The organism is Parabacteroides sp. PM6-13 (assembly GCF_029892605.1).
Lineage (GTDB): Bacteria > Bacteroidota > Bacteroidia > Bacteroidales > Tannerellaceae > QVMG01.
Window position 1 is genome coordinate 167,903 of the sequence record NZ_JARXWF010000006.1, and the last position, 23,087, is coordinate 190,989.

Sequence of the window (23,087 nt, forward strand, 5' to 3'; positions counted from 1 at the left end):
TCATTCTTCATTACTTAAGTCCATTAAGCAACTGCTCCAACGAATACTCATCCTGAATCAACACCTGCCGCGCCTTACTGCCCTCAAAAGCCCCAACGATACCGGCCGCTTCCAGTTGATCCATCAAACGTCCGGCGCGGTTATACCCGATAGCAAATTTACGTTGAATCAACGAGGTAGATCCCTGTTGCTGGAGAACAATCAGGCGAGCCGCCTCATCAAACAGCGGATCCCGATCCGACAAATCGATATTGCCGGGAGCTGACGATTCACCTTCAGGCACATATTCGGGGAGCAGATGCGCTGTTGGGAAGCCCACTTGCTCTCCAATATAGGTAGAGATACTTTCCACCTCCGGCGTATCCACAAAGGCACATTGCACACGAACCATATCATTCCCTTGCGAGAAGAGCATATCACCACGACCGATCAATTGATTGGCACCCGGTCCATCCAGGATCGTGCGCGAGTCGATCATCGAGGTCACACGGAATGCCATACGTGCCGGGAAGTTGGCTTTGATGGTTCCGGTGATGATATTGGTAGTCGGACGCTGGGTCGCGATCACCATATGAATACCTACCGCGCGCGCCTTCTGGGCAATACGGGCAATCGGCATCTCGATCTCTTTGCCGGCCGTCATGATCAGGTCACCAAACTCATCGATCACCACCACGATATAAGGCATAAACATATGTCCTTTATTGGGATTCAACCGGCGATTGATAAACTTCTCATTGTATTCTTTAATATTACGCGTATGCGCCTTCATCAACAGATCATAGCGGTCGTCCATCAGTTTACAAAGCGAGTTCAACGTATGGATCACCTTCGTAAAGTCGGTAATAATCGCTTTGTCCATATCCGGCAGCTTTGCCAGGTAATGACGCTCGATCTCTGCATAAATGCTAAACTCAACCATCTTCGGATCGACCATAACAAACTTCAGTTCCGAAGGATGCTTCTTATAAAGCAGCGAGGTAATGATGGCATTCAGCCCGACCGATTTCCCCTGTCCGGTAGCCCCGGCCACCAGGAGGTGAGGCATCTTACAGAGATCAACCATAAAGATCTCATTGGTAATGGTCTTACCCAAAGCGATCGGAAGTTCATATTTACATTCTTGGAATTTCCGGGAAGCAATAACCGATTGCATGGATACGATCTGCGGATCTTTGTTTGGCACTTCGATCCCGATGGTTCCCTTGCCGGGCATGGGCGCAATGATACGGATACCCAAAGCCGAAAGACTCAAAGCAATATCATCCTCCAGATTACGGATCTTGGAGATACGCACCCCTGCTTCCGGAATCACCTCATAGAGGGTGATCGTTGGTCCTACGGTTGCTTTGATTGAGGAAATATTGATACCAAAGTTCTCCAGCGTTTGTTTGATACGACGCTGGTTGGCGGTCTGCTCTTCCATATCCACCTGATAATCCTTCATATCATATTTCTTCAACAAATCAACAGAAGGATTACGGTAGCTCGACAGATCTAATTTCGGATCATAAGGTTCCATATCGGCGGGATCCATCTCTTCCGTATCACCCTCCGGCACATCTACCGTGAAAGGCATATCTTCTTCATTATCCTCTTCTGGTTCTTGCTCTTCTTGTATTTCCGGGATATACTCTTCGTCTTTCGGTACATTGACTTCAAAAGTCACCTCATGATCATCATCCTCTGCAAACCGATAGATATCGCTTTCCGGATTGTCCATAACCTCCTCCGGTTCATTTTCACCAAACTGAAACTCCGGTTCTTCCGGTTTTTCTTTTTTCTTTTTTCGCTTCATCCAACCAAAAGAGAGCAGTCGTTGCAAGAAAGGCACGGTGCGTTTGCTGGAAAAGATGGCAATAATCAACCCTGTCCCAAGCAATAAAAGAACCGTTCCCGGAATACCAATATTGCTAATCAGCCATTCAGAGATATAATAACCATGCAACCCACCCAGATAGACAAAGGTATCTTCATAGCCTTTGACAAATAAGAAAGCTAAAAAGACAGAACCCCAAATCATCATAGAGCCGCAAAACAGAAAACGTTTCAACAGATTCGCTTTGGTCAATTTCATCAAACGAGCCCCTAAGGTGCCAAAGAAAATCAGAATCAGAAAAGAGGAGATACCAAACCACTGGTTCATCAATAGATCTGCCAGGTAGGCTCCCCGCACGCCCGTCCAATTCTCCACCGAACCTTTATAGGCAACCAAATCGGAAAGAGGCACATTTTCTATTTTGCTCTGATCAGCCCCTCCGGTAAAGAAAAAGGAGATCAATGCCAACCCTATATATATGGTAAACAGACAAATGATCAGTCCGGTAATATATTGCGTACGCTCATTTGCAAGAAAGGCTTTCAATGACTTAAAAAAACCACCCTCTTTCTTCTCTTTTCGCTTCTCCTGTTTTGTATTCTTTTTCTTTGCCATCTACCCAATGCTTAATGTTGGAACCATGGTGCGTCTTACGCCACCCATATAACCCACAAAGGTAAACAGAATTATTGAAATACGCTGCCGGGAAGATCTGAGAGTTTGAATGATTTTCCTATTGAGTTTTCTCTAAAGTCCTTAATGACTTTAAAGACTTCAAAGACTTCAAAGACCTCAAGGACCTCAAGGACTTTAAGGTCTTTAAGGTCTTAAAAAGGAAAAAGCCTCCCCCTCTGAGCAAATCGTCCCCCTTTTTGAATTCTATTTCTCTATTATAAAAAACAACCGCCCTTTTACATACCGTTAAAATTTGTACTTTTGTTTCGTTATCTAAATCATTACAGCACAGTAAAACACAAGCGAATATCATGAAGGGGTTCTGTTGTTCATTCCGTATATATCTGTATGTCTTCTTTTTCCTGACTCAACTGGTTGTCCACTCCGGTAAGGCTCATGCCGAATCCTATAAATTCAATCATATTACGATTGAAGACGGGCTGCCCTCCTCCGAGATATACCAGATATATCAGGATAAAGAGGGGTATATGTGGTTTGCCACCCGAGATGGCTTATGCCAGTATGACGGGTATGCCATCCGTACTTATAAGTCAAACCTATACACGCCTGAACTACTTACCAACAATGTCATCTATTGCGTGGTTGAGGACAACGATTCCCGCTTATGGATAGGCACTTACAGCGGGCTGAATGTATTACACAAAAAGAGCGGCATCATACAACAGGTGACTCATGAAATGCTTGTTGGCAGATGGATTAATAAAATGCTTGTTGCCAAAAATGGCGATTTGATCATAGGAACAGAGAACGGCGTATACAGATATAATCCCAACACAGAAGAGTGTATGCGCATAAATTCTTACGGTGGGGTCAAAGCCCTGATTCAGGACAGTCAGGATTTTATTTGGATAGGCACCTGGTCCAGTGGCATTCACCGTTACGATCTTACGGAAGATAAAACTTATACATATCCTGCTCTGACACCGAACAACACCTGTTATTCCCTGTATGAAGACCAACGCAAACGTATATGGGTAGGCACCTGGGATACCGGACTCTATGTTATCGAAAATCCATATAACATGGACAACCTTCAGGTAAAACGATATACGCACATTCCGAACGCGCCACACAGCATTGCCGACAACTATATCTATGAGATCTCAGAGGATTTGAATACCGGCAAGATATGGGCAGGAACGCGAAACGGTTTAAGCATCCTGGCCGATGAAGACGAAGGGCTTTTTCAAACCATCTTGCCGGATAACTCCAAGCATTCTATTTCATTCAAAACCATCAGTTCTCTTTTACGTGACAAGGAGGGCATCATGTGGGTTGGCACAATGGGAGGAGGAGTCAACACGGCATGGACACGTCAAAGCGAATTCAAAACAAATAACCTGAAGGATATTAAGCCTGAATATATAAATACTTCGGCGGTCAGTGATATCATGGTAGACCAAAAAGGACTTGTCTGGATAGCACTTGACAACCGAGGGTTTATCATCCATAACAGAAGAAGCGGGGAATACACATACAACATGGACTCTCCGGATTTTAAGCATTTGGGAAGACTACCGACAATCAATACGATCAAACAATCGCCTACGACAGGCAAGATCTGGTTTGGGACCTACGACTGGGGATTTTATCTCTATGACGAAAAAGCGCCGGTCGGAAAACGCGTGAAGCAATATGATAGAACGACAGCACCCTGGATGTGGAATCAATGTGTTTTTGCCATACAAGAGGACTCTCGGCAGTTGACCTGGCTGGGTTTCAGAAATGGCTTAATGGTTTTCACGCCGGAAGAGGAAGGAATCAGCCTGAATGAGCTTACGATTGGCTCTACCCCTTTCAGCTCATTCTCTTTTGTCGATGTTATCGAACAGGAGGAAGGGATCATTTGGGCAGCCACAGCCAATGGAGGGATCGTACGTATCGTAGGTGATCCACGCGAGAAAGAGAGCCTGCAAATACAGGAGTACTCCCCGGAAAACAAAAAATTAAACAATCGCTTTGCCGCTTGTCTGTTTCTGGACAAGCAAAAACGACTCTGGGCCGGCACCGAAGGAGGAGGACTTAGTCTGTATGATAAAGAGACTGACGCCTTCGTCTCCATGCACCAAAATTTAAATCTCCCGGGAGATGGCATTCTGAGTATTCAGGAAGACACGAAAGGGAATCTGTGGATGGGCTCAAACGTAGGGCTGATCAAACTGCAAATGCATCAAAATATCGACTCTGCCCAGTTTAGTATCTATACAACCTCCGATGGCCTGCAAGATAATATATTCAATCGGAATGCGGCTTTTACGGATATCAACGGGGAGATGTTTTTTGGAGGGCACTTTGGGTATAATCACTTTTTTCCGGACCTCATGACAGAAGACACCTCCTTCCCTCCTATCGTCATTACCGATATTAAGGTATTTAACAAATCATGGAATCAACTCAACCAGAAAGAGCAAAAAGCGGTTTCCGCCTATGCTCCCGGATTTACGGATAGAATCAGGCTGAATCATACAAAAAACAATTTTGAAATCGAATTTGCGGCATTAGGATATGCCGCACCCAACAATATCACATACGCCTACAAGCTCGAGGGCTTTGACACCGACTGGCAATACACCGATGCCGATAGGCGGTTTGCCTATTACAACAACCTGAATGCGGGCAACTACACCTTCTCCCTAAAAACAACCAACGCCAATGGGAAGTGGAATGACTCAGTCAAACAGCTACAGGTCACCATCCTGCCTCCGCCTTGGAAAACCGCCTGGGCATACCTACTCTACGTATTATTGATTGTACTGGCGGTGTATGGAGGGTATCGATTCGTCAGATACCGAATCAAACTGACACAAAGCCTTCAGTTAGCCGAATTGGAACAAGCTAAGCGAGACGAGGTGAATCATTCCAAATTGCAATTCTTCACCAATATCACCCATGAGTTATTGACTCCGTTGACCATTATCTCCGCATCGGTCGATGAGCTAAAACAAACAGCCCCCGAAAATAAAGAGCAATACCGGGTGATGACAAGCAATGTCAACCGGTTGATTCGTCTGTTGCAACAGATATTAGAGTTTCGTAAGGCGGAAACAGGCAATCTAAAACTGAAAGTGTCCCAGGGAGACTTAGCCGGTTTTGTGCGCAATAGCGTAGAAAGTTTTAAACCGTTAATAAAAAAGCAACGGATGCATTTCTCTTTGATATGCGATCCGGAATACTTCCCGGCCTATTTCGATCCGGACAAATTGGATAAAATATTGTATAATCTGCTGTCGAACGCGGCAAAATATAATACACCCGGTGCTGCCGTATGGATCGATTTGCAATATGATACGGAAAACGGATGGGCTGTTCTTTCTGTGAAAGATAATGGAAAAGGGATGTCAAAAGAGACGGTAAACAATCTGTTCAAACGCTTTTATGAAGGCGATCACCGTAAGTTTAAAACAACCGGCACAGGGATTGGCTTATCGCTGACAAGAGATTTGGTCTTATTGCACAAAGGCAATATCGAAGTAAATAGCGAACCGGGTAAAGGAAGTGAATTTAAGGTGATCATCCCTATTCGAAAATCTTTCTATTCGCCGGAAGAAATCGACGACAGCATATCTATTCCAGACAGCGAGACTTCGTATTCAGTCCCTAACAAAGTCGTTAAGGAAAGTGACACCATCGAACAGCCTCCCCGCGCACACAGCCTCCTTCTAATCGAAGATAACGACGATTTATTACAACTAATGGTTCGTCTATTAAGCTTGGATTTTACTGTTTTTACCGCAAAAACAGGCACAGAAGGCATCCACTGCATGGAAAATGAAGAGATCGACCTGGTTGTGTCCGATATTATGATGCCGGAGATGGACGGAATAGCATTCTGTAAACAGGTCAAGAACAATCTGGAGACCAGCCATATCCCTATTATTCTGTTGACAGCTAAGAATCGAGAGGAAGACCGCGTGGAGGCATACGAATCGGGGGCCGATGGCTTTATCACCAAGCCATTTAATCTGAGCGTATTGCATGCGCGCATCAACAACCTGATCAAAGCCAAAGAGCGCAACACCCATGATTTCAAAAAACAACTCAATTTCGAGGCGAACGAACTCAATTACACCAGCCTCGACGAAGAGTTTCTGCAACGCGCCATCGACTTAATACACCAACACCTGGATGACCCCGAATTCGATCAGGTCATGTTCCAGGAGGCGATGGGCACCAGCCGGTCGACCCTCTACCGGAAACTAAAATCCCTGACCGGGCTTAACCCCTCTTCTTTTATCCGCAACATACGCATCAAAGCGGCATGTCGGATCATGGAGGAGAAGAGAAACCTGCGTATCTCCGAAGTGGCCTATGCCGTCGGATTCAACGACCCGAAGTACTTCAGCGCATGCTTCAAAAAAGAGATGGGCATGTTAGCCAGCGAATACATGGAACGCTTCGTCCCGGAATCGTAGAGAGAAAGGCTGCCCCACCGACCTCCCCCAAGAAGGAGGGTTACTTGCGTAATTCCCAAAATACAAAGTGTAAGCAAAAAACCCGTTTTGCTATACAATATGATACGTTAAAAAGTGTTACTCGCGGGACTAATTTTAAATACCCCTACGTTTTTGGAAAAATAGTCGGGCGTTTTTGACAAAATGTCAAATTCGCACTTAATGCAATTTGGTCAGGGTGGGGATCTTCAAATATTCCCATATTTGAAGGAGAAGGGAGAAGGGAGAAAGGAGAAGGGGGGGGCTTTAGATTAAGTAAGGTGGAAATATATATTCATGGCTGAAGGCCACAGAGGGCCTGAAGGGCCGAGTCCCAGCGGGACGAAGACTTAGCCCACGGGTAAGCAGGCTGGAGGTCTGCGCCACCCTGGGATTCCATGGATACATAAAAATGAGTTCTGTAAGAACGAAAGAAGAAATCCACTATTTACAGGCGCTATCACCATATATCCCATCATATTATCTATCGTTCCTTCAGAACTCAATTTCTTGCATTGTCGTGATACCCAGGGTGGCGCAGGCCTTCAGCCTGCTTACCCGTGGGCTAAGTCTTCGTCCCGCTGGGACTCGGCCTTCCAGGCCACTGTGACCTTCAGCCATATAAAGAAAATCTTCCAATTTTGAAATAGTTGATTCCCAAGGAGCGCTGCCAGCGCGATTCAACCCAGCCCATGGGTGACCGTTAGGGAACCCTGGGTCGTTTAGGTTACACTAAATGGAACTCTGAATCGAAGATCGGCCTTAGCCAAAGAGTGACTATTAGGTATTTGTGTATATAGTCGTTCTTTGGCTAAGGCCGATCTTCGATTCAGAACTCCATTATTATTATACTCTGATACCCAGGGTTCCCTGCGGTCACCCATGGGCTGGGTTGAATCGCGCTTACAGCGCTCTGTGGAAACCTTCCAATTTCCTCCGATTTGAATATAAACCCCAATGCCATCTGTACCAACCTCTCCCTTCTCCCTTCTCCCTTCTCCTTTCTCCTTTCCCCCTTCTCCCCTCCAACTTGAATATACAACCCATGTCACCCATGCAAAAAACAGCCTGTTTCTGCCAACCATTTGCATCCTTTCCTGCCTCCGCAATTTATGCTCAAAAAGGGCGAATTATTGCTCATCCCGCTATTCATCCACCTTTTTGGGCATTGCGTAGCCTCTCTGTTAAAAGATGTATAGTTTATTTGCCCCCAAATTATCGCTTTGTATAACTTTAAAAAAGAACGAATGAAAGTACGAAATTTTCTTCTGGCTGCCGTTCTCTTCGGAGTATATCCATATATACATGGATATGCGGCAGAAACAGACGCGTTCCGCACAAACAGCATGGTGGTGCAACAACAAACCAAACCGATCACCGGGGTGGTAAAAGACGCCACAGGTGAAACTGTTATTGGAGCTAATGTTTCAGTAAAGGGTACCGCTATCGGTACAGTGACTAACATTGACGGGGAATTTGCCTTATCAGTTCCCGAAAACGCCATTCTTCAAATTACCTACATCGGTTACGCTACGTTGGAAGTGCCGGTGGGTAACCAGACAGTATTCAATGTAACCCTCCGAGAAGACTCCCAGTTACTGGAAGAGGTAGTAGTCGTAGGGTACGGAACAATGCGTAAGAAAGACTTGACGGGATCTATTATCCAGATCCGTCCGGAGAAGTTAGCGAACGAAAATCCGAAAACCATTCAGGATTTGCTTCGTGGTACTCCGGGTTTACAAGTGGGCTATGATTCTTCTGCCAAAGGGGGCGGTTCTATGATGATTCGTGGTCAGCGTTCGGTGTATGAGACCGACAATTACAAAACACATAGCGAACCGTTAATCATTCTTGATGGTATGATGTTCTACGGGGAGCTTTCTGAAATCAATCCGGGTGATATCGGACAAATTGACGTGTTGAAAGATGCTTCGGCTGCTTCTATCTACGGTGCAAAAGCAGCCAATGGAGTTATCATTATCACAACAAAAAAAGGGAAGAAAGGAAAGCCGGTTGTTGACATCAGTGCCAATTTTGGCTTCACAACCAAAAGTGCTTACCGCGACATGTTTGATGCAGATGGCTATATGCAATTCCGCGAAGACTGGTATAAATCAGCTACCTACGGACTTAATGAAGCGACAGGTAAGTATGAAGCATATCAAACATCGGCCATGCGCGATAAAGCGGGCTATTACGACAGAGCTGAAAACCTGGGCAAATATGGCGTTAGCGTAGAGCAATGGCGTGCATATGACAGCAACACCGGAGACCTGAATGACAGGGGGCTTTATGGCCGCCGTTTGAATCTGGAAAGCGCTGTATTAGACAACTATATCGCGGGAAAGACCTTCGATTGGGCTGACCATACCTTCCGTACCGGTTTCAACCAGGACTATAAAGCAAGTGTATCCGGAGCAAGCGACAATGTAAACTACTACCTTTCTTTGGGTTACCTGCGTAATGAAGGAGCTGTCTCTTATGATGATTACCAGGCGATACGCGCCAATATGAAAATTGATGGTAAAATAACCAACTGGCTGCAGATTGGTGCAAACGTTAACTTCCAGGATCGTAGCGACGGCGCGCTTACACCGGGATTGGGAACCAACTATTGGGATGCCAACCAATTGCGCAACTCTCCTTATAGCAATTATACTAATGAGGACGGTAGTTTGACGCAGTATCCTATGGGAGCAGATGTTAAACGAGGACACAACTATGATTTCGATCGTCAGTACCTTGATCTGGAAAAGGGATATACTGTGCTTAACTCTATTTTCAATGCAAAAATAAGTTTGCCTTTTGGTCTTAGCTATTCATTCAATGCTTCTCCTCGTTTCCAGTGGTTCTATGACCGCTATTTCATGTCTGCCGATCTGCCCGACTCTAATCCTGTTTCCAGAGGGGTAAACCGCGAACAGGCCAAACGTTTCGACTGGTCTCTTAACAATACCATTGCCTGGGATTACACATTTGACGACAAACATCATGTGAATCTGACTTTGGTACAAGAAGCTGAAGAACGCCGTTATTGGATGGACAAAATCGAATCCCGTAACATCCTGCCTTCCGACGCATTGGGCTTCCACAATACGCAGAACGGAACAAAAGAAGATAGTTCTTTCTCAACAACAGATACTCACCAAACGGCAGACGCCTTATTGGCTCGTCTTTTCTATTCGTACGACAATCGTTATATGCTGACCACTTCGGTACGTCGTGACGGCTATTCGGCATTTGGACAAAACAATCCTTATGCGACCTTCCCATCTGTAGCCTTGGCTTGGTCGTTTACCAATGAGAAGTTCTTTAACTGGGAACCGATGAGCATGGGTAAACTGCGTGTTTCCTGGGGTAAAAACGGAAACCGTTCCTTGCAGGATCCTTATGTGTCTATGGCAAACCTCTCTTCAGGTCTGGGAAACACCATGGGATATATCCTGGCGAATGGAAGCATGGATGAATTCAAATACCTGATGGTAGACCGTATGGCTAACCCGAATCTGGAATGGGAAAAAACAGCCTCCTGGAACGTAGGGTTGGATTATGGTTTCCTCGATAACCGTATCACAGGTAGTTTGGAATACTATAACATGGCTACCACCGATATGATTATGTGGCAGAGCCTCCCTAACTTTACCGGATTTTCATCTATCATCTCCAACTTAGGAGAGGTAAACAATGAAGGGTTTGAGTTCTCTATCAGTTCTCAGAATATCAAGAATACTAATTTCGAATGGAATACGACGTTCAACCTCTCTTATAACAAGAACCGAATCAAACATCTTTATTATGAATACGAAGATGTACTGGATGCAAACGGCAATGTTATCGGCACAAAAGAGATGGACGACAAAGCGAATGGTTGGTTTATCGATCAACCGATCAAGTCAATCTGGGACTATAAGGTAATTGGCATCTGGCAAACCGACGAATATGAAGAGGCATTAAAATATGGACAACGCCCGGGTGACCCGAAAGTGAAGAATAATCCGGACAATGATATTTACAATGAAGATGGAACCTTATCTAAAATTGTTTATAACGATGAAGATAAAGAGTTCTTAGGCGAGAAAACTCCTCCCGTACACTGGCAATTACGCAACGATTTCACGCTATTCAAAAACTTCGATATCTCTATCAATATCTATTCGTACATGGGACATAAGAGCCAAAGTGGAAACTATTTGAATCAGGACAATGGCGGTTCTTTGGTTACTTATAACTACAATGTGTTCGAAAAGAAATACTGGACTCCTGAAAACCAGACGAATAAATACGGCCGTTTGGATGCACAAGGTCCTGCAGGTATAACAGGTGTACAAAAGCTTTATAACCGTTCTTTCATTCGTCTGGAGAATATTTCCCTCGGTTATAATCTGCCCAAAGAATGGATTCGTAAGTATGGCATCGAGAGATTCAAAGTCTTCGGATCGGTTAGAAACGTTGCTACATGGCAAAAAGACTGGGAATATGGTGATCCTGAAACAAGTGGATTAGCAACCCGTGTATACTCTTTGGGATTAAATGTTACATTCTAAAAAACGTAAATCATGAATAAAATAACTATAAATATGAAAAATAAGATAATGATGGCTACGGCACTTTTGTCGTTAGCCGGTAGTTCCTTCTTGTTTACCGGTTGCTCCGAAAGCTTCTTGGATCCTGATCCTCTGTCGTTTTATGAACCGGGAGCTACCTTTACTACAGAATCGGGCATGATGGCCGCGATGGCAATCGCAGACCGCCACCTGCGCTCCTACTGGACCAATACATCGTCGAACACAAACTCGGTGGTGGCCGGTACAGAACTGATGTTCTCTGACCTGGGCGTTTATGGAAAAACAGATGCGAATGTAGGAGGAGTAAACTTCGATATTGCAACCGGTTTGACACCGACCGGAGGTGCCGGAGGTCCCGGAGGAAATGATGGCAACTACATTAACCACTTCTGGAGTGAGACCTATACGGGTATAAAATATGCCAATACGATTCTCAGCTATGTTGACAAGGTAGAGAGTATGGATGAAGCAACCCGGAATATGTATAAGGGTCGTGCCTATTTCCACCGTGCATACCGCTATATGGGATTGGTTTTCCAATATGGTGATGTGCCTTTGGTTACGAAGCTATTGGAAGTTCCCAAACAAAACTATCGTTCTACCAAGAAGGCTGCTATTATTGAAATGATCACAGCCGATATGGAAAAGGCAGTAGAAATGGTACCCGAGCAGAAGGATATGATCTATACCGGTATGGTAAACAAAGCAGCCTGCCGTATGTTGCTGACAAAATGTTACCTGGCAAACGGACAATGGCAGAAAGCTAAAGAACAGGCGGATATCCTAATCAACAATTCTGGTTACGAATTAATGCGAACTACATTCGGAACACAGGACAAAGGGGGCGAACCTGAAACATGGGCAATCACACCTAATGTAATCTGGGATCTCCACCGTCCTGAGAACAAATTGATCGCTGCCAACAAAGAGGTAATCATGGGTATGCCTAATAGAGGTTCACAATCAAACATTGCCTTTGCGACGATGCGTATCTTCGGCCCGCTATGGCAAAATGGAAACTTACGCTCTCCGGATGGAAAAACGGTTGAAAAATATGCACGTAACAATGCTAATTATAGAGCAGATCTGGATATGACCAGAGCTTTCGGACGTGGTATCGGTACACATCGCCCAACACCTTTTGCCCAACATGATTTATGGGTTGTCAACGGAGTGGAAGATGAAGACGATTTGCGCCACAATGAGAAGTCTGGTAACTGGGTAAAAATGACTTCTATGAAGTATAACAATGTAAGTGATGCCTACCGGGGACAAAACCTGATGCTCTATCATCCGGAAACAGGCGCACTGCTTTGCCAGGATACAATTCGTAGCTGGTATGACTGGCCTTATTATAAGCTTTATATACGTGATGCCGTCAGCGAAGCTAATATGGGAGCTGTCGACTTCAACGGTGCTTCAACCGGTAGTGTAGCCGACTGGTATCTGTATCGCTTGGCTGAAGCTTACCTGCTCCGTGCCGAAGCAAAATTCTACTTGGGCGATGCTTCAGCTAAAGACGACTTAAATGTGCTGCGTGAAAGAGCACAATGTTCTCAATTCTATACAGGCGAAGTAACGATCGGTGATATCATGAATGAACGTGCTCGCGAATTGTATATGGAAGAATGGCGTAACATGGAGCTGACCCGTGTTTCTTACTGTCTTGCCTTGAGCGGCAAACCGGACGAATGGGGTAACACTTATAACATCGACACATGGGATAAAAACAGCGGAATGGAAGTGGGAGTAAATACCCCGAGTAGCTACTGGTACAAACGTGTGACGCTTTGTGGCCGTATGTACAACCAGGGACCTATCATTTCTGCCAATAAAACGATTAACTATCGGATGGATAAATGCAATGTTTACTGGCCGATTCCGGAATCTTCAATTAAAGCCAATAAGCGCGGAGATCTTGCCCAAAACTACGGATATAGCGGTTATGATCCTGCTACGCCGAAATGGGAAACCTGGCAGGAAGCTGTTGCTGACGAAGACAAGGTGAATTAATCATATATAGGCATTAAGATTTTTAGGGCATCTTGTTGAATACTGAAAAGACAGAAAGTCCCATAAGTGGACTTTCTGTTTTTCAGTTTTAAGCAATGCCTTTCGAAGAAAATGTGGGAAGTAAATGATTTATTGAAAACACAGAATCATATTGAATCTATCATGAGAAAGACAATTATTTTAACATGTTGTTTCCTAATCGCCGGACTCCATATGTATGCGTCGGATGACTATAATCGTATCATCGGAATCATCCACAAAGTAAACAACCACTGGCAGACAACACACCCCGAACCCGGATGGGCTTTTTGGGAACATGCTGCTTATCATACCGGCAATATGGAGGCTTACTTTTTGACCGGCGAAGAGAAATATCGTCAATATTCCGAACGCTGGGCTGAAAAGAACGAATGGAAGGGCGCCAAATCGGATGACAAAAAGAGTTGGAAATACAACTATGGTGAAACAAATGACCATGTTCTTTTTGGGGATTGGCAAACTTGCTTTCAGACCTACATAGACCTCTATCTGCTTGATCCGGCTGATTACAAAATTGCCCGCGCCCGCGAGGTGATGGAGTATCAAATGAGTACGCAACGCAATGATTATTGGTGGTGGGCAGACGGTCTTTATATGGTCATGCCGGTGATGACGAAATTGCATAAAATAACAAAGAATCCTCTCTACCTGGAGAAACTGAATGAATACCTGGCTTACGCGGATCAGATCATGTATGATAAACATGAATGCCTGTATTACCGGGATATTGCCTATGTGTTCCCGAAACATCAGACCATAAACGGGAAAAAAGATTTCTGGGCAAGGGGCGATGGCTGGGTCTTTGCTGCTTTTGCGAAGGTATTGAAAGACTTGCCATCAACGGATATGCACCGCAAGAAGTATGTGCAACGCTTCCGCGATATGGCTGTCGCCATTAAGAACTGCCAGCAACCGGAAGGCTACTGGACACGCAGCATGCTGGATCCCGACTATGTACCGGGGCCGGAGACAAGCGGAACGGCCTTTTTTACCTACGGTCTGTTCTGGGGCATCAACAATGGTTATTTGGAAAAAGATGAATACCTGGAAGCCGCCTTGCGCGGATGGAAGTACCTGGAAGGAACTGCCCTACAGGAGGATGGTTCGGTAGGCTATGTACAGCCGATCGGTGCCAAAGCCATTCCGGGACAAGTGGTCGACAAGAAATCAACCGCCAACTTCGGAGTAGGCGCATTCCTGTTAGCGGCATGTGAATATGCCCGTTTTTTGGATAAGTAAAAAAGATCCGATTCCGCATAGAGAAAGGCACAGATGATATTTTGATATCATTTGTGCTTTTTTGTTAAAAAAACATTACGACAGGCATTTTCTCACAAACCTCTATTACTTTTGAGGGTTTGTTACAAGAAAAACACAGCGTTTGAAAGACACAATCTGAAGAATAAATAAATAATCATAGAAAATAACATTTGCAAAATTTGTTTTATTATGGAAAGACGAGAGTTTTTAAAGAGCCTCGGAATAGCCGGGGGAACTGTTCTGGCAGCTTCGAGTCCTTGGTTATCCGCATTTTCAGAAGTTGACCATACGAATAGTTCACGCGCCAAATTGGCGATCATCGGTCCCGGCTCTCGCGGACGTTTCTTATTAAGCTTTCTGAAAAAGAACCCGAATGCGGATATCATAGCCCTTTGTGATGTGTATCAACCATCGATTGATGAAACACTAAAATTGTATCCACAGGCCAAAGTGTATAAAGACTACCGCGCGCTTCTCGAAAACAAAGAGATAGAAGGAGTGATTGTAACGACTCCTTTGAATACCCATTATCAAATTGTTATAGATGCTTTTGACGCAGGAAAACATGTATTCTGCGAAAAGGCGCTTGCCATGACAATCGAAGATTGCTATAAAATGTATGAGAAGCATCGTGAAACGGGTAAAATATTCTTTGTAGGCCAGCAACGCCTGTTCGACCCCCGCTATATCAAAGCCATGGAAATGATCTATGCCGGAACATTCGGTGAGTTGGAAGGATTCCGTGCTTATTGGTTCCGCAACAACGACTGGCGACGCCCCGTTCCTTCCCCCGAATTGGAGCGACATATCAACTGGCGTTTATATAAGGAATACTCAAAAGGGCTGATGACCGAGCTTGCTTGTCATCAGATTCAGGTCGGTTCTTGGGCGATGCGTGAAATACCCAACAAAGTAATGGGACATGGTGCAATCACCTTCTGGAAAGACCGACGCGAGGTATACGACAATATTTCCTGTATTTATGTGTTCGATAACGGCGTTAAATTGAACTACGAATCGGTGGTGTCCAACAAATTCTATGGACTCGAAGAACAGATATTAGGAAACTTAGGCACCGTGGAACCGGAGAAAGGAAAGTATTATTTTGAAAACTACGATCCGGCACCAGGTTTTCTGCAGTTAATAAACGATTGGGAGAACCGCTTGTTCGACTCTCTGCCTTTTGCCGGAACAAGCTGGGCACCGGAGACAGCCAATGTGAATCATGGCGAATACCTTATCGGAGAAAAGCCCAAATCGGATGGCACATCGCTATTGATCGATGCTTTTGTGGAAGCTGTGATCACCCAACAGCAGCCTAAAAATATCGCGGAAGAGGGCTATTATGCCAGCGCTTTATGCCTATTGGGACATGATGCCATCGAAGCAGAACAGATCCTCACCTTCCCGGACGAATACAAACTGAACTATTTGAACCATAAAAAGTTGACAGTATGAAAGACACCATCATAACCGCAAAGCGAAAGAAGACGGAGATTATTACCTTCATTGCCTGCTTCCTGTTGGCGAATATCGTGAATCTGTATGCGATCATACATTATAAAACGCCCATGAAAGAGCTGTTTACGCAACTGGGATATGTTCTGTTGTTCACCATCGGATTGTATGTAGGTTGGTCTATCCTGCGGATTGTTTTCTATTATGCCAAGAGACTGTTCACCAAACAGAAAAGATAAAGAGGCGATCCCCTATATCTTCAGGCAAGCAGATCCGGACAAAACACTCTTTTATGCCTGGTTTGAAGCGATGCACACCCGTATCGACCTCGTGTTTTGTCACCTGACGGAAAAGGATTCTCTCTGCCTGAGGGATGAAGTATACACAGAGATTAAACGGCTTGAATATATGGCTAATCGCTTTCATCCGGAGAGCGAATTAGCCATGATCAACCGCCTGGCGTCCGACTATCCCCTATCAATCAGCGAAGAATTGTGGGATATTATCGAGGAGTGTATCGAATATCATCAAAAGACTTTCGGAGCATTTGACATCACCATCCAGTCGAGTGGCAACTTCCGAGAAGGAATAGAACATATCCTTTTAGATCGGGCAAAGCGGACTATCTTCTTGCAAAACGGACATATACAACTGGATCTGTCGGGCTATATCAAAGGCTACGCGCTCGACAGGGTGAAAGAACTATTGACAGCGTCCGCTTGCCGCGACGCGCTTATCAGTATGGGAAACAGCTCCGTACTTGCCATGGGCAATCACCCGATGGGGCATGGATGGAAGGTAAGTACTCAATATAACGGTGTGCTGACCGAAGCAAACAAAGAGGTGACACTCTACGATGAATTCCTGACCACTTCGGGCAACGAAACAGAGGAACGAAAGCATCTTATAGACCCGGCAACCGGTCAGTATATCACCGGAGCACGTGTCGCATCTGTGATTACAAAGTCTGGCTCCTTAGGCGAAGTATTATCGAAAACGTTACTTATCTCCCCAAAAATAAAGGAGAAGCTGCTTAACAACTTCTCCTTCTCCTATTTATAAAGACTTAATTGCTTTACGATCTTCGATTCTTCATTACTTTACTTTCTTCTCCTTCGTCGCTTTCTTCTTCAATTTCTCGATCTCTTTCTGCAAAGCTTCGATCTCTTCACCCTGGTTCTTGATCGTGGTGAGGAGTGCATTCAACTCTTCGTTCTCGATCGTCTCAGGGAATTGAGCATTCACACGACTAATGAAGTCCGACAACACATTCATATAGTTATTGAAGGCATCATAGGGGTTATCATACGGACTGAATCCGCCACCCGGATGGCGCGTATTCATATAATAGAAATGGTCGCTACTCTGCAGGTAGTTCCAGTCTTGCAAGATACGGCGATCTTCTACCAGACGCACACGCTCGCTGATCTCATTGATCTTCTGGAAAGCCTCCTTCTGCAACACATTACCCAACCACGAGCCGGTATCCTTTTCTTCATCGGCCCAAGACATCGGATAGGGCACCGTCACACAATCGACCGGTTTCAATAAATTGAAGACATCGGAAGGTGTGGAGAATGAGATATTGTTATCCGCCGCAAACCTCGGCAGGGCACGGAAGAAATCAAAGATACCCGATTCGGCGGGATGCAGCGATCCAAACACTTCGTAGTTCATAAAGAGATTGATGATCTGCTCCGACTCGGGAGTAGCAGCAATCCAAGAGATGAATTTATCAGCAGTCAGCGGATATTCCGCCCAGCTATAGTCATTGAAACGACGAGAGAGATCCTCACTGAAACGGTCGTTTTTCAACAACAACTTCAACTGCGGCTGCACACAAGAGGAGTACATATAGTTCGGGCTCTTCCAACCCAATACATGCTTCGCCCCCTCTGTCAGCATGCCTTTGAAACCATTGGCATAGACAAGCTCAGCGATATCATCCGAATAGATCAATTCCGTATTGCGGAACACTTTTGGCTTCACGCCAAACATCGCATGGATCTTATTCTTATGTTGTGTGATTTCATTTTTGAACTCCTCCGGATCGCCTAAGGAAGAGAGTGAATGGGCATAGGTTTCCGCCAGGAACTCTACATTCCCTGTAGCTGCCAATTCCTTAAAGCTATCGATCACTTCGGGAGCATAGATCTCCATCTGTTCCAAGGCCGTTCCGGAAATCGAAAAAGCCACCTTAAACTTTCCACCGCTCGATTTGATCATATCGAGCATCATGCGGTTAGCCGGGATCAGACAACGCTCTGCTATGCGATGCATAATCTCTTCATTCTGGAAATCATCGTAATAATAGTGGTCATTCCCTATATCGAAAAAGCGATATCTTTTTAGACGGAACGGCTGGTGTATCTGAAAATAGAAGCAAATCGTTTTCATAACTCTTATCTTGTTTTAATTTTTATCTACTAAGTAATTGATCATAAATATGGCGTACCTTCTGCCCGGCATATTCCCATTTGATATTATCCACCTCATTCTTTCCTTCTACCTTCAGGAATTCATGCATGGCCGGATAGGTAATAATAGAATACATGGCGTCGGCCATGGCTTCAATATCCCAATAGTCGACCTTAACGGCGTAATCCAAAATCTCGGCACAGCCCGACTGTTTGGAAATGATCGAGGGAACACCACACTGCATCGCCTCCAAGGGGGAGATACCAAAAGGCTCAGATACCGAAGGCATGACATAGACATCACTGGCCTTCAATACCTCATACACCTGTTTTCCTTTCATAAAACCGGTAAAGTGGAAACGGTCCGCTATATTTCTTTGCGCCACAAGGCGAATCATCTTATTCATCATATCGCCACTTCCTGCCATCACAAAACGGGCATTCGGCGCTCTTTGTAATACCTTTGCCGCGGCTTCAACAAAGTATTCGGGGCCTTTCTGCATCGTGATACGCCCTAAGAAGGTGATCACCTTATCTTTCACCCCTTTCTTATCAGGTATCGACAGAATCTCCTGGCTCAACGGCTCCACGGCATTGTGTACCGTTGTCACCTTCGACGGATCCTGATGATACTTCTCGATCACAGTCTGTCGGGTTAGGTTGCTGACAGTGATAATATGGTCGGCATTGTCCATCCCGTTCTTCTCGATGGCATATACATCCGGGTTCACATTCCCCCGACTACGGTCGTAGTCGGTCGCGTGCACATGGATCACCAACGGTTTCCCTGTCACGCTCTTCACATGCAATCCGGCCGGATAGGTAAGCCAGTCGTGCGCATGGATAATATCAAACGGCTTGGTGCGAGCAATCACCCCCGCCACAATGGAATAGTTATTAATTTCTTCCAACAGATTATCCGGATAACGTCCCGAGAACTCGATACATCCGATATCGTTCACATGGCGATAGTTGAAGTCGGCATAGATATGATCGCGAAAATCATAATAATCCTGCGGATCCAAATTGACTTTACCAAACCGTTGCTTTATATACTCCCAGTCGACATCTCTCCAAACAATGGGTACATGGTTAACCCCTACTATTTTCAAAAAACTCTGTTCTTCATCTCCCCACGGTTTTGGGATACAAAAGGTAATATCCATATCGGGTTGCAGCGCCATGCCACGTGTTAACCCGTAACTGGCTGTACCCAATCCTCCTAAGATATGCGGAGGGAACTCCCATCCAAACATTAATGCTTTCATATATGTGGTATTCGATTTATTCTACATCATATTTCTTCAACAAAGCCAACACCCGCAAGATCGCCGATACACTTGGTGCGTACGAAATAGCTCCCCGGGATGTAAACGGCGGGTTCCCATCAAACAGTTCGGAGATCGTACCGATGCAGTGCAGAGAGATCTCCTCTTCCAGACTGATCAGCATGCGCTCGGCAAATGAAACGCCGGATTTACCAAACACACGCAGGTAAGCCTCCAAGTAAGGCCCTAACAACCACGGCCAGGCCGCTCCTTGATGATAAGCCAGGTCGCGATCATATTGCGATCCGACATAATAGGGACGATAGCCTTCGCTCTTGGGACTTAACGAACGTAGTCCTTTGGGTATCAATAATTCCTTCGTTACATAGTCTAATACCGCCCGACGCTGCATACGCGACAGCGGAGAATAGGGAAGCGATACGGCAAAGATCATATTGGGTCGTACACTCCAGTCTACCCGGCTATCGCTCACCGAATCGAACAGATAATTGTATCCATTCACAAACATCTCCGGGAAAGAGATATTGATACGCATAATAAGAGGCGCCAGTTTATCGTTCTGAGGACCATTCGTCAGCTCGTTATAGAAACAAAGCGCGTTATACCATAGCGCGTTAAATTCCACGATATATCCGGAACGAGCCACAACCGGCTTTCCGTTCACCGTAGAGTTCATCCAGGTGATCGCCTTATCCTTTCCTTCGGCATATAACAAACCATTATCCATCACCCGCATATCTGGGTGTTTCTGATCTAAGATATAATCGATCATTTCACCGACAATATCCGTATATTGTTCACAGGCTTTTTCTACCCCGACATGGCTGGCATATTGCTGAATAGCCCAGATGGCCCATAAAAAGACATCCGGTTGTCCGATCTCATGTATCACCGCGTCCTCCGCACCGGTTTCCATAAAGCGGCGCAATGCCGGGATGGCAGTGTGCATAATCTTCTCGAATCGCACCGGATCGTCGATAGAGAGGGTCGATCCCGGCAATGACAAGAAGAGATCGCGCGCCCTCACCTTGAACCAGGGATAGCCGGCCAACAGGTAGGCATCCGTTTCGTTCGGACGATAATAAAATTGTTGAGCTGAATTCTTTAGGCTGTTGAAAAAGTTGTCTCGCGGAGTACGGGCGTTCACCTCCTCTTCGTACAACGATTTCAGGCGTGTGGTCACCACCTGTTCGTCGCCCGCGCAGAAATAGACCGATTCCCCTTTCTTGATAGCTACTTCAAAATAGCCGGGCACATACAGGTCTTCCTGATACGGATAGCCTCTCTCCTGTTCTTTCGGATACTCAATGCCTCGATACCAGTCGGGCTGGTACACAAAGGTCGCCTTCTTGCTAAACTGCATAAAGAGCTCCGGGTAACCGGGATACATACATGTCTTGATGCCATTGGGGATCTCCTCATAAGAGCGATTGAGTGTCCCATTCTCATAGGTGAGATTCTTCACACTGCGAAAAGCCAGGAAAGGACGGAAACGCAAGGTCGTCGCCGAATGGGCGTCTTCCAGCGTATACTTGATCATAATCCGGTTTTCGAAAGAGGAGAACACCTTCTCTTTGGAAAGGATCACCCCCCCTACTCTATAAAGCGTACGCGGCACGGTATCCGACGTATACTCCCGAATATACTTATGACCATTCGGACTAAAACTTCCCCCTTGGTATTTGTGCAATCCCAAGTTAAACTCTGCTTTGTGCTGAATAACTGTTTCGTCTAAAGAAGACAAAAGCACGTGGTTATCATTATCCAGCTCGGGTACAGGCATAACAAGTAACCCATGATATTTCCTGGTATTACAATCCACAATAGTAGTACAATGATAGGCTCCTTTTCTATTTGTTCTGAGCACTTCACGAGTCAGCGACTCTTCCAGGTTAACCATTAATCGTTTGTCAAATTTCAGATAACTCATATCTATTTGATAGGTTTTAAGTTATTGTTTTTCATAGAAATCTTATTATTCCTATGTTTTTAATGAACCAAAAATACACAAACTAAAACAGAAAACAAATTTGTTGACAAAATTATTTAATTTATACCGCTTTATAATCAAGGCTTTCCATACAATTGCTTTATAACCAAGTGTTAAAACAACTTTATGTTTCGTAGCAGAAATCTATTTCATAAAGCGGAACGGTATGCCAATAATGATTGTCCGGTATGTCGTTTGAAATAACGGCCGAGATAGGATTGGTCGGGAAAATGCAGGTAATCGGCCATCTGTTGCAGGGGCATATCAGAAAAGGCCAATAGGGTTTTGATCTCCTGTATAAGGTGTTTATCGATGGTATATTTGGGTGCTTCACCTACGGTTGCACGGGTTACCGTATCCAAATAACGCTTCGAGATGCAAAGCTTATTCGCGTAAAACTCCACATCCCTATGACGCGTGCAATTCTCCAGGATCAGGCGAATAAAACGATGATAGAGATCCTCTTTGCGGGTATACTCTTCCGGCATCGTCCGCAACTCATTGCGCCGCACCTTGTCGTACACATTCAGCAGAATAATCCGCAGGTAGTTGCTGGCAATCTCCGTGCGGTAGTCGTTCGACATATCGGCATAAGCCAGTACGATAAGATTTAATAAATGTAAGGTTGGCATAGCCGATACCGGAGAATGATAATAAACCGGCGCGTGTTTCAGGTGATGAAAAAAGGTAGGATCGAATTGCCGGTGCGCCTCCTCGAACAGTTGCCGGGTGAAATAGAAACAGACGACCCGGAAATCGCTATCCGCGCTTTCGATCATCACCACCGATCCGGGCAGAAGAATCACCTGCGCATCGGTTCGCAGATCGTAAAGCTGTGTATCGATTGAGATCACGGCATGCCCATTCTGACAAAGTAGTATACCACCCCCATGCAGGCGCAGCGGGCGATTATGGAGAATGCGGAGATCAGTTTCCCTGGCAATAAAGGGATTCTCTTCTGAAATGATATGGGGTTGGGCTACTGACATCTTTGTTTTACAATGAACAAAGATAAGAAAGTTTGTTCTCGTTTTGAACAAATTTGCACTTTTTATAACGCCACTGTTCGGGATGGGAACCGGTACCTTTGCCGGCGAAAACAATCAAAGAA

The 23,087-nt window shown here is 45.1% G+C and carries 12 protein-coding genes; 7 read left to right on the forward strand and 5 right to left on the reverse strand.

What is annotated here, in order from left to right; genetic code table 11:
• Window positions 1–10: 10 nt before the first annotated feature.
• Window positions 11–2,434 carry a DNA translocase FtsK gene (locus tag M2134_RS07780; RefSeq protein ID WP_280750158.1) on the reverse strand — a complete coding sequence of 808 codons (2,424 nt, stop codon included), beginning with the start codon at window positions 2,432–2,434 and terminating at the stop codon, window positions 11–13.
• 371 nt (window positions 2,435–2,805) lie between these two features.
• On the opposite strand from M2134_RS07780, the gene M2134_RS07785 reads away from it, so the two are divergent.
• The 7 genes from M2134_RS07785 to M2134_RS07815 all read left to right on the forward strand — a co-directional run bounded on the left by M2134_RS07785 (window position 2,806) and on the right by M2134_RS07815 (window position 17,342).
• Window positions 2,806–6,927 carry a hybrid sensor histidine kinase/response regulator transcription factor gene (locus M2134_RS07785; RefSeq protein WP_280750159.1) on the forward strand — a complete coding sequence of 1,374 codons (4,122 nt, stop codon included), beginning with the start codon at window positions 2,806–2,808 and terminating at the stop codon, window positions 6,925–6,927.
• 1,364 nt (window positions 6,928–8,291) lie between these two features.
• On the forward strand, window positions 8,292–11,489 hold the full coding sequence (locus M2134_RS07790) for a SusC/RagA family TonB-linked outer membrane protein (protein WP_280751839.1): 3,198 nt from the start codon (window positions 8,292–8,294) through the stop codon (window positions 11,487–11,489).
• Between the two features lie 33 nt (window positions 11,490–11,522).
• Window positions 11,523–13,523: a RagB/SusD family nutrient uptake outer membrane protein gene (locus tag M2134_RS07795; RefSeq protein ID WP_280751833.1), complete on the forward strand. Its 2,001-nt coding sequence runs from the start codon at window positions 11,523–11,525 to the stop codon at window positions 13,521–13,523.
• A 213-nt stretch (window positions 13,524–13,736) separates the two neighbouring features.
• Window positions 13,737–14,801 (forward strand): glycoside hydrolase family 88 protein, encoded by a 1,065-nt coding sequence (locus M2134_RS07800; RefSeq protein WP_280751838.1) that lies wholly within the window; start codon window positions 13,737–13,739, stop codon window positions 14,799–14,801.
• Between the two features lie 210 nt (window positions 14,802–15,011).
• A complete protein-coding gene (locus M2134_RS07805; RefSeq protein ID WP_280751832.1) occupies window positions 15,012–16,280 on the forward strand; it encodes a Gfo/Idh/MocA family oxidoreductase in 1,269 nt (422 codons plus the stop codon).
• On the forward strand, window positions 16,277–16,519 hold the full coding sequence (locus tag M2134_RS07810) for a hypothetical protein (RefSeq protein WP_280751831.1): 243 nt from the start codon (window positions 16,277–16,279) through the stop codon (window positions 16,517–16,519). Before M2134_RS07805 ends, M2134_RS07810 begins: the two co-directional genes overlap by 4 nt.
• Window positions 16,485–17,342 (forward strand): FAD:protein FMN transferase, encoded by an 858-nt coding sequence (locus tag M2134_RS07815; protein ID WP_280751830.1) that lies wholly within the window; start codon window positions 16,485–16,487, stop codon window positions 17,340–17,342. The genes M2134_RS07810 and M2134_RS07815 overlap by 35 nt, the downstream gene beginning before the upstream one ends.
• A gap of 33 nt (window positions 17,343–17,375) precedes the next feature.
• Here the strand turns inward: M2134_RS07815 and M2134_RS07820 are convergent, their stop codons facing one another.
• The 4 genes from M2134_RS07820 to M2134_RS07835 all read right to left on the reverse strand — a co-directional run bounded on the left by M2134_RS07820 (window position 17,376) and on the right by M2134_RS07835 (window position 22,965).
• Window positions 17,376–18,677: a glycoside hydrolase family 57 protein gene (locus tag M2134_RS07820; RefSeq protein ID WP_280751829.1), complete on the reverse strand. Its 1,302-nt coding sequence runs from the start codon at window positions 18,675–18,677 to the stop codon at window positions 17,376–17,378.
• A gap of 22 nt (window positions 18,678–18,699) precedes the next feature.
• Window positions 18,700–19,965: a glycosyltransferase gene (locus M2134_RS07825; RefSeq protein ID WP_280751828.1), complete on the reverse strand. Its 1,266-nt coding sequence runs from the start codon at window positions 19,963–19,965 to the stop codon at window positions 18,700–18,702.
• Between the two features lie 16 nt (window positions 19,966–19,981).
• Window positions 19,982–21,916: a glycogen debranching enzyme N-terminal domain-containing protein gene (locus M2134_RS07830; protein ID WP_280751827.1), complete on the reverse strand. Its 1,935-nt coding sequence runs from the start codon at window positions 21,914–21,916 to the stop codon at window positions 19,982–19,984.
• Between the two features lie 209 nt (window positions 21,917–22,125).
• Window positions 22,126–22,965, reverse strand: a complete 840-nt coding sequence (locus M2134_RS07835) for an AraC family transcriptional regulator (protein WP_280751826.1) — start codon at window positions 22,963–22,965, stop codon at window positions 22,126–22,128.
• Between the last annotated feature and the right edge of the window lie 122 nt (window positions 22,966–23,087).

Bases quoted from the DNA above. Each gene is read 5' to 3' on its own strand.
- M2134_RS07780 (WP_280750158.1), bottom strand. From the start codon at position 2,434: ATGGCAAAGAAAAAGAATACAAAACAGGAGAAGCGAAAAGAGAAGAAA.
- M2134_RS07785 (WP_280750159.1), top strand. From the start codon at position 2,806: ATGAAGGGGTTCTGTTGTTCATTCCGTATATATCTGTATGTCTTCTTT.
- M2134_RS07790 (WP_280751839.1), top strand. From the start codon at position 8,292: ATGGTGGTGCAACAACAAACCAAACCGATCACCGGGGTGGTAAAAGAC.
- M2134_RS07795 (WP_280751833.1), top strand. From the start codon at position 11,523: ATGAAAAATAAGATAATGATGGCTACGGCACTTTTGTCGTTAGCCGGT.
- M2134_RS07800 (WP_280751838.1), top strand. From the start codon at position 13,737: ATGTATGCGTCGGATGACTATAATCGTATCATCGGAATCATCCACAAA.
- M2134_RS07805 (WP_280751832.1), top strand. From the start codon at position 15,012: ATGGAAAGACGAGAGTTTTTAAAGAGCCTCGGAATAGCCGGGGGAACT.
- M2134_RS07810 (WP_280751831.1), top strand. From the start codon at position 16,277: ATGAAAGACACCATCATAACCGCAAAGCGAAAGAAGACGGAGATTATT.
- M2134_RS07815 (WP_280751830.1), top strand. From the start codon at position 16,485: ATGCCAAGAGACTGTTCACCAAACAGAAAAGATAAAGAGGCGATCCCC.
- M2134_RS07820 (WP_280751829.1), bottom strand. From the start codon at position 18,677: ATGAAAACGATTTGCTTCTATTTTCAGATACACCAGCCGTTCCGTCTA.
- M2134_RS07825 (WP_280751828.1), bottom strand. From the start codon at position 19,965: ATGAAAGCATTAATGTTTGGATGGGAGTTCCCTCCGCATATCTTAGGA.
- M2134_RS07830 (WP_280751827.1), bottom strand. From the start codon at position 21,916: ATGAGTTATCTGAAATTTGACAAACGATTAATGGTTAACCTGGAAGAG.
- M2134_RS07835 (WP_280751826.1), bottom strand. From the start codon at position 22,965: ATGTCAGTAGCCCAACCCCATATCATTTCAGAAGAGAATCCCTTTATT.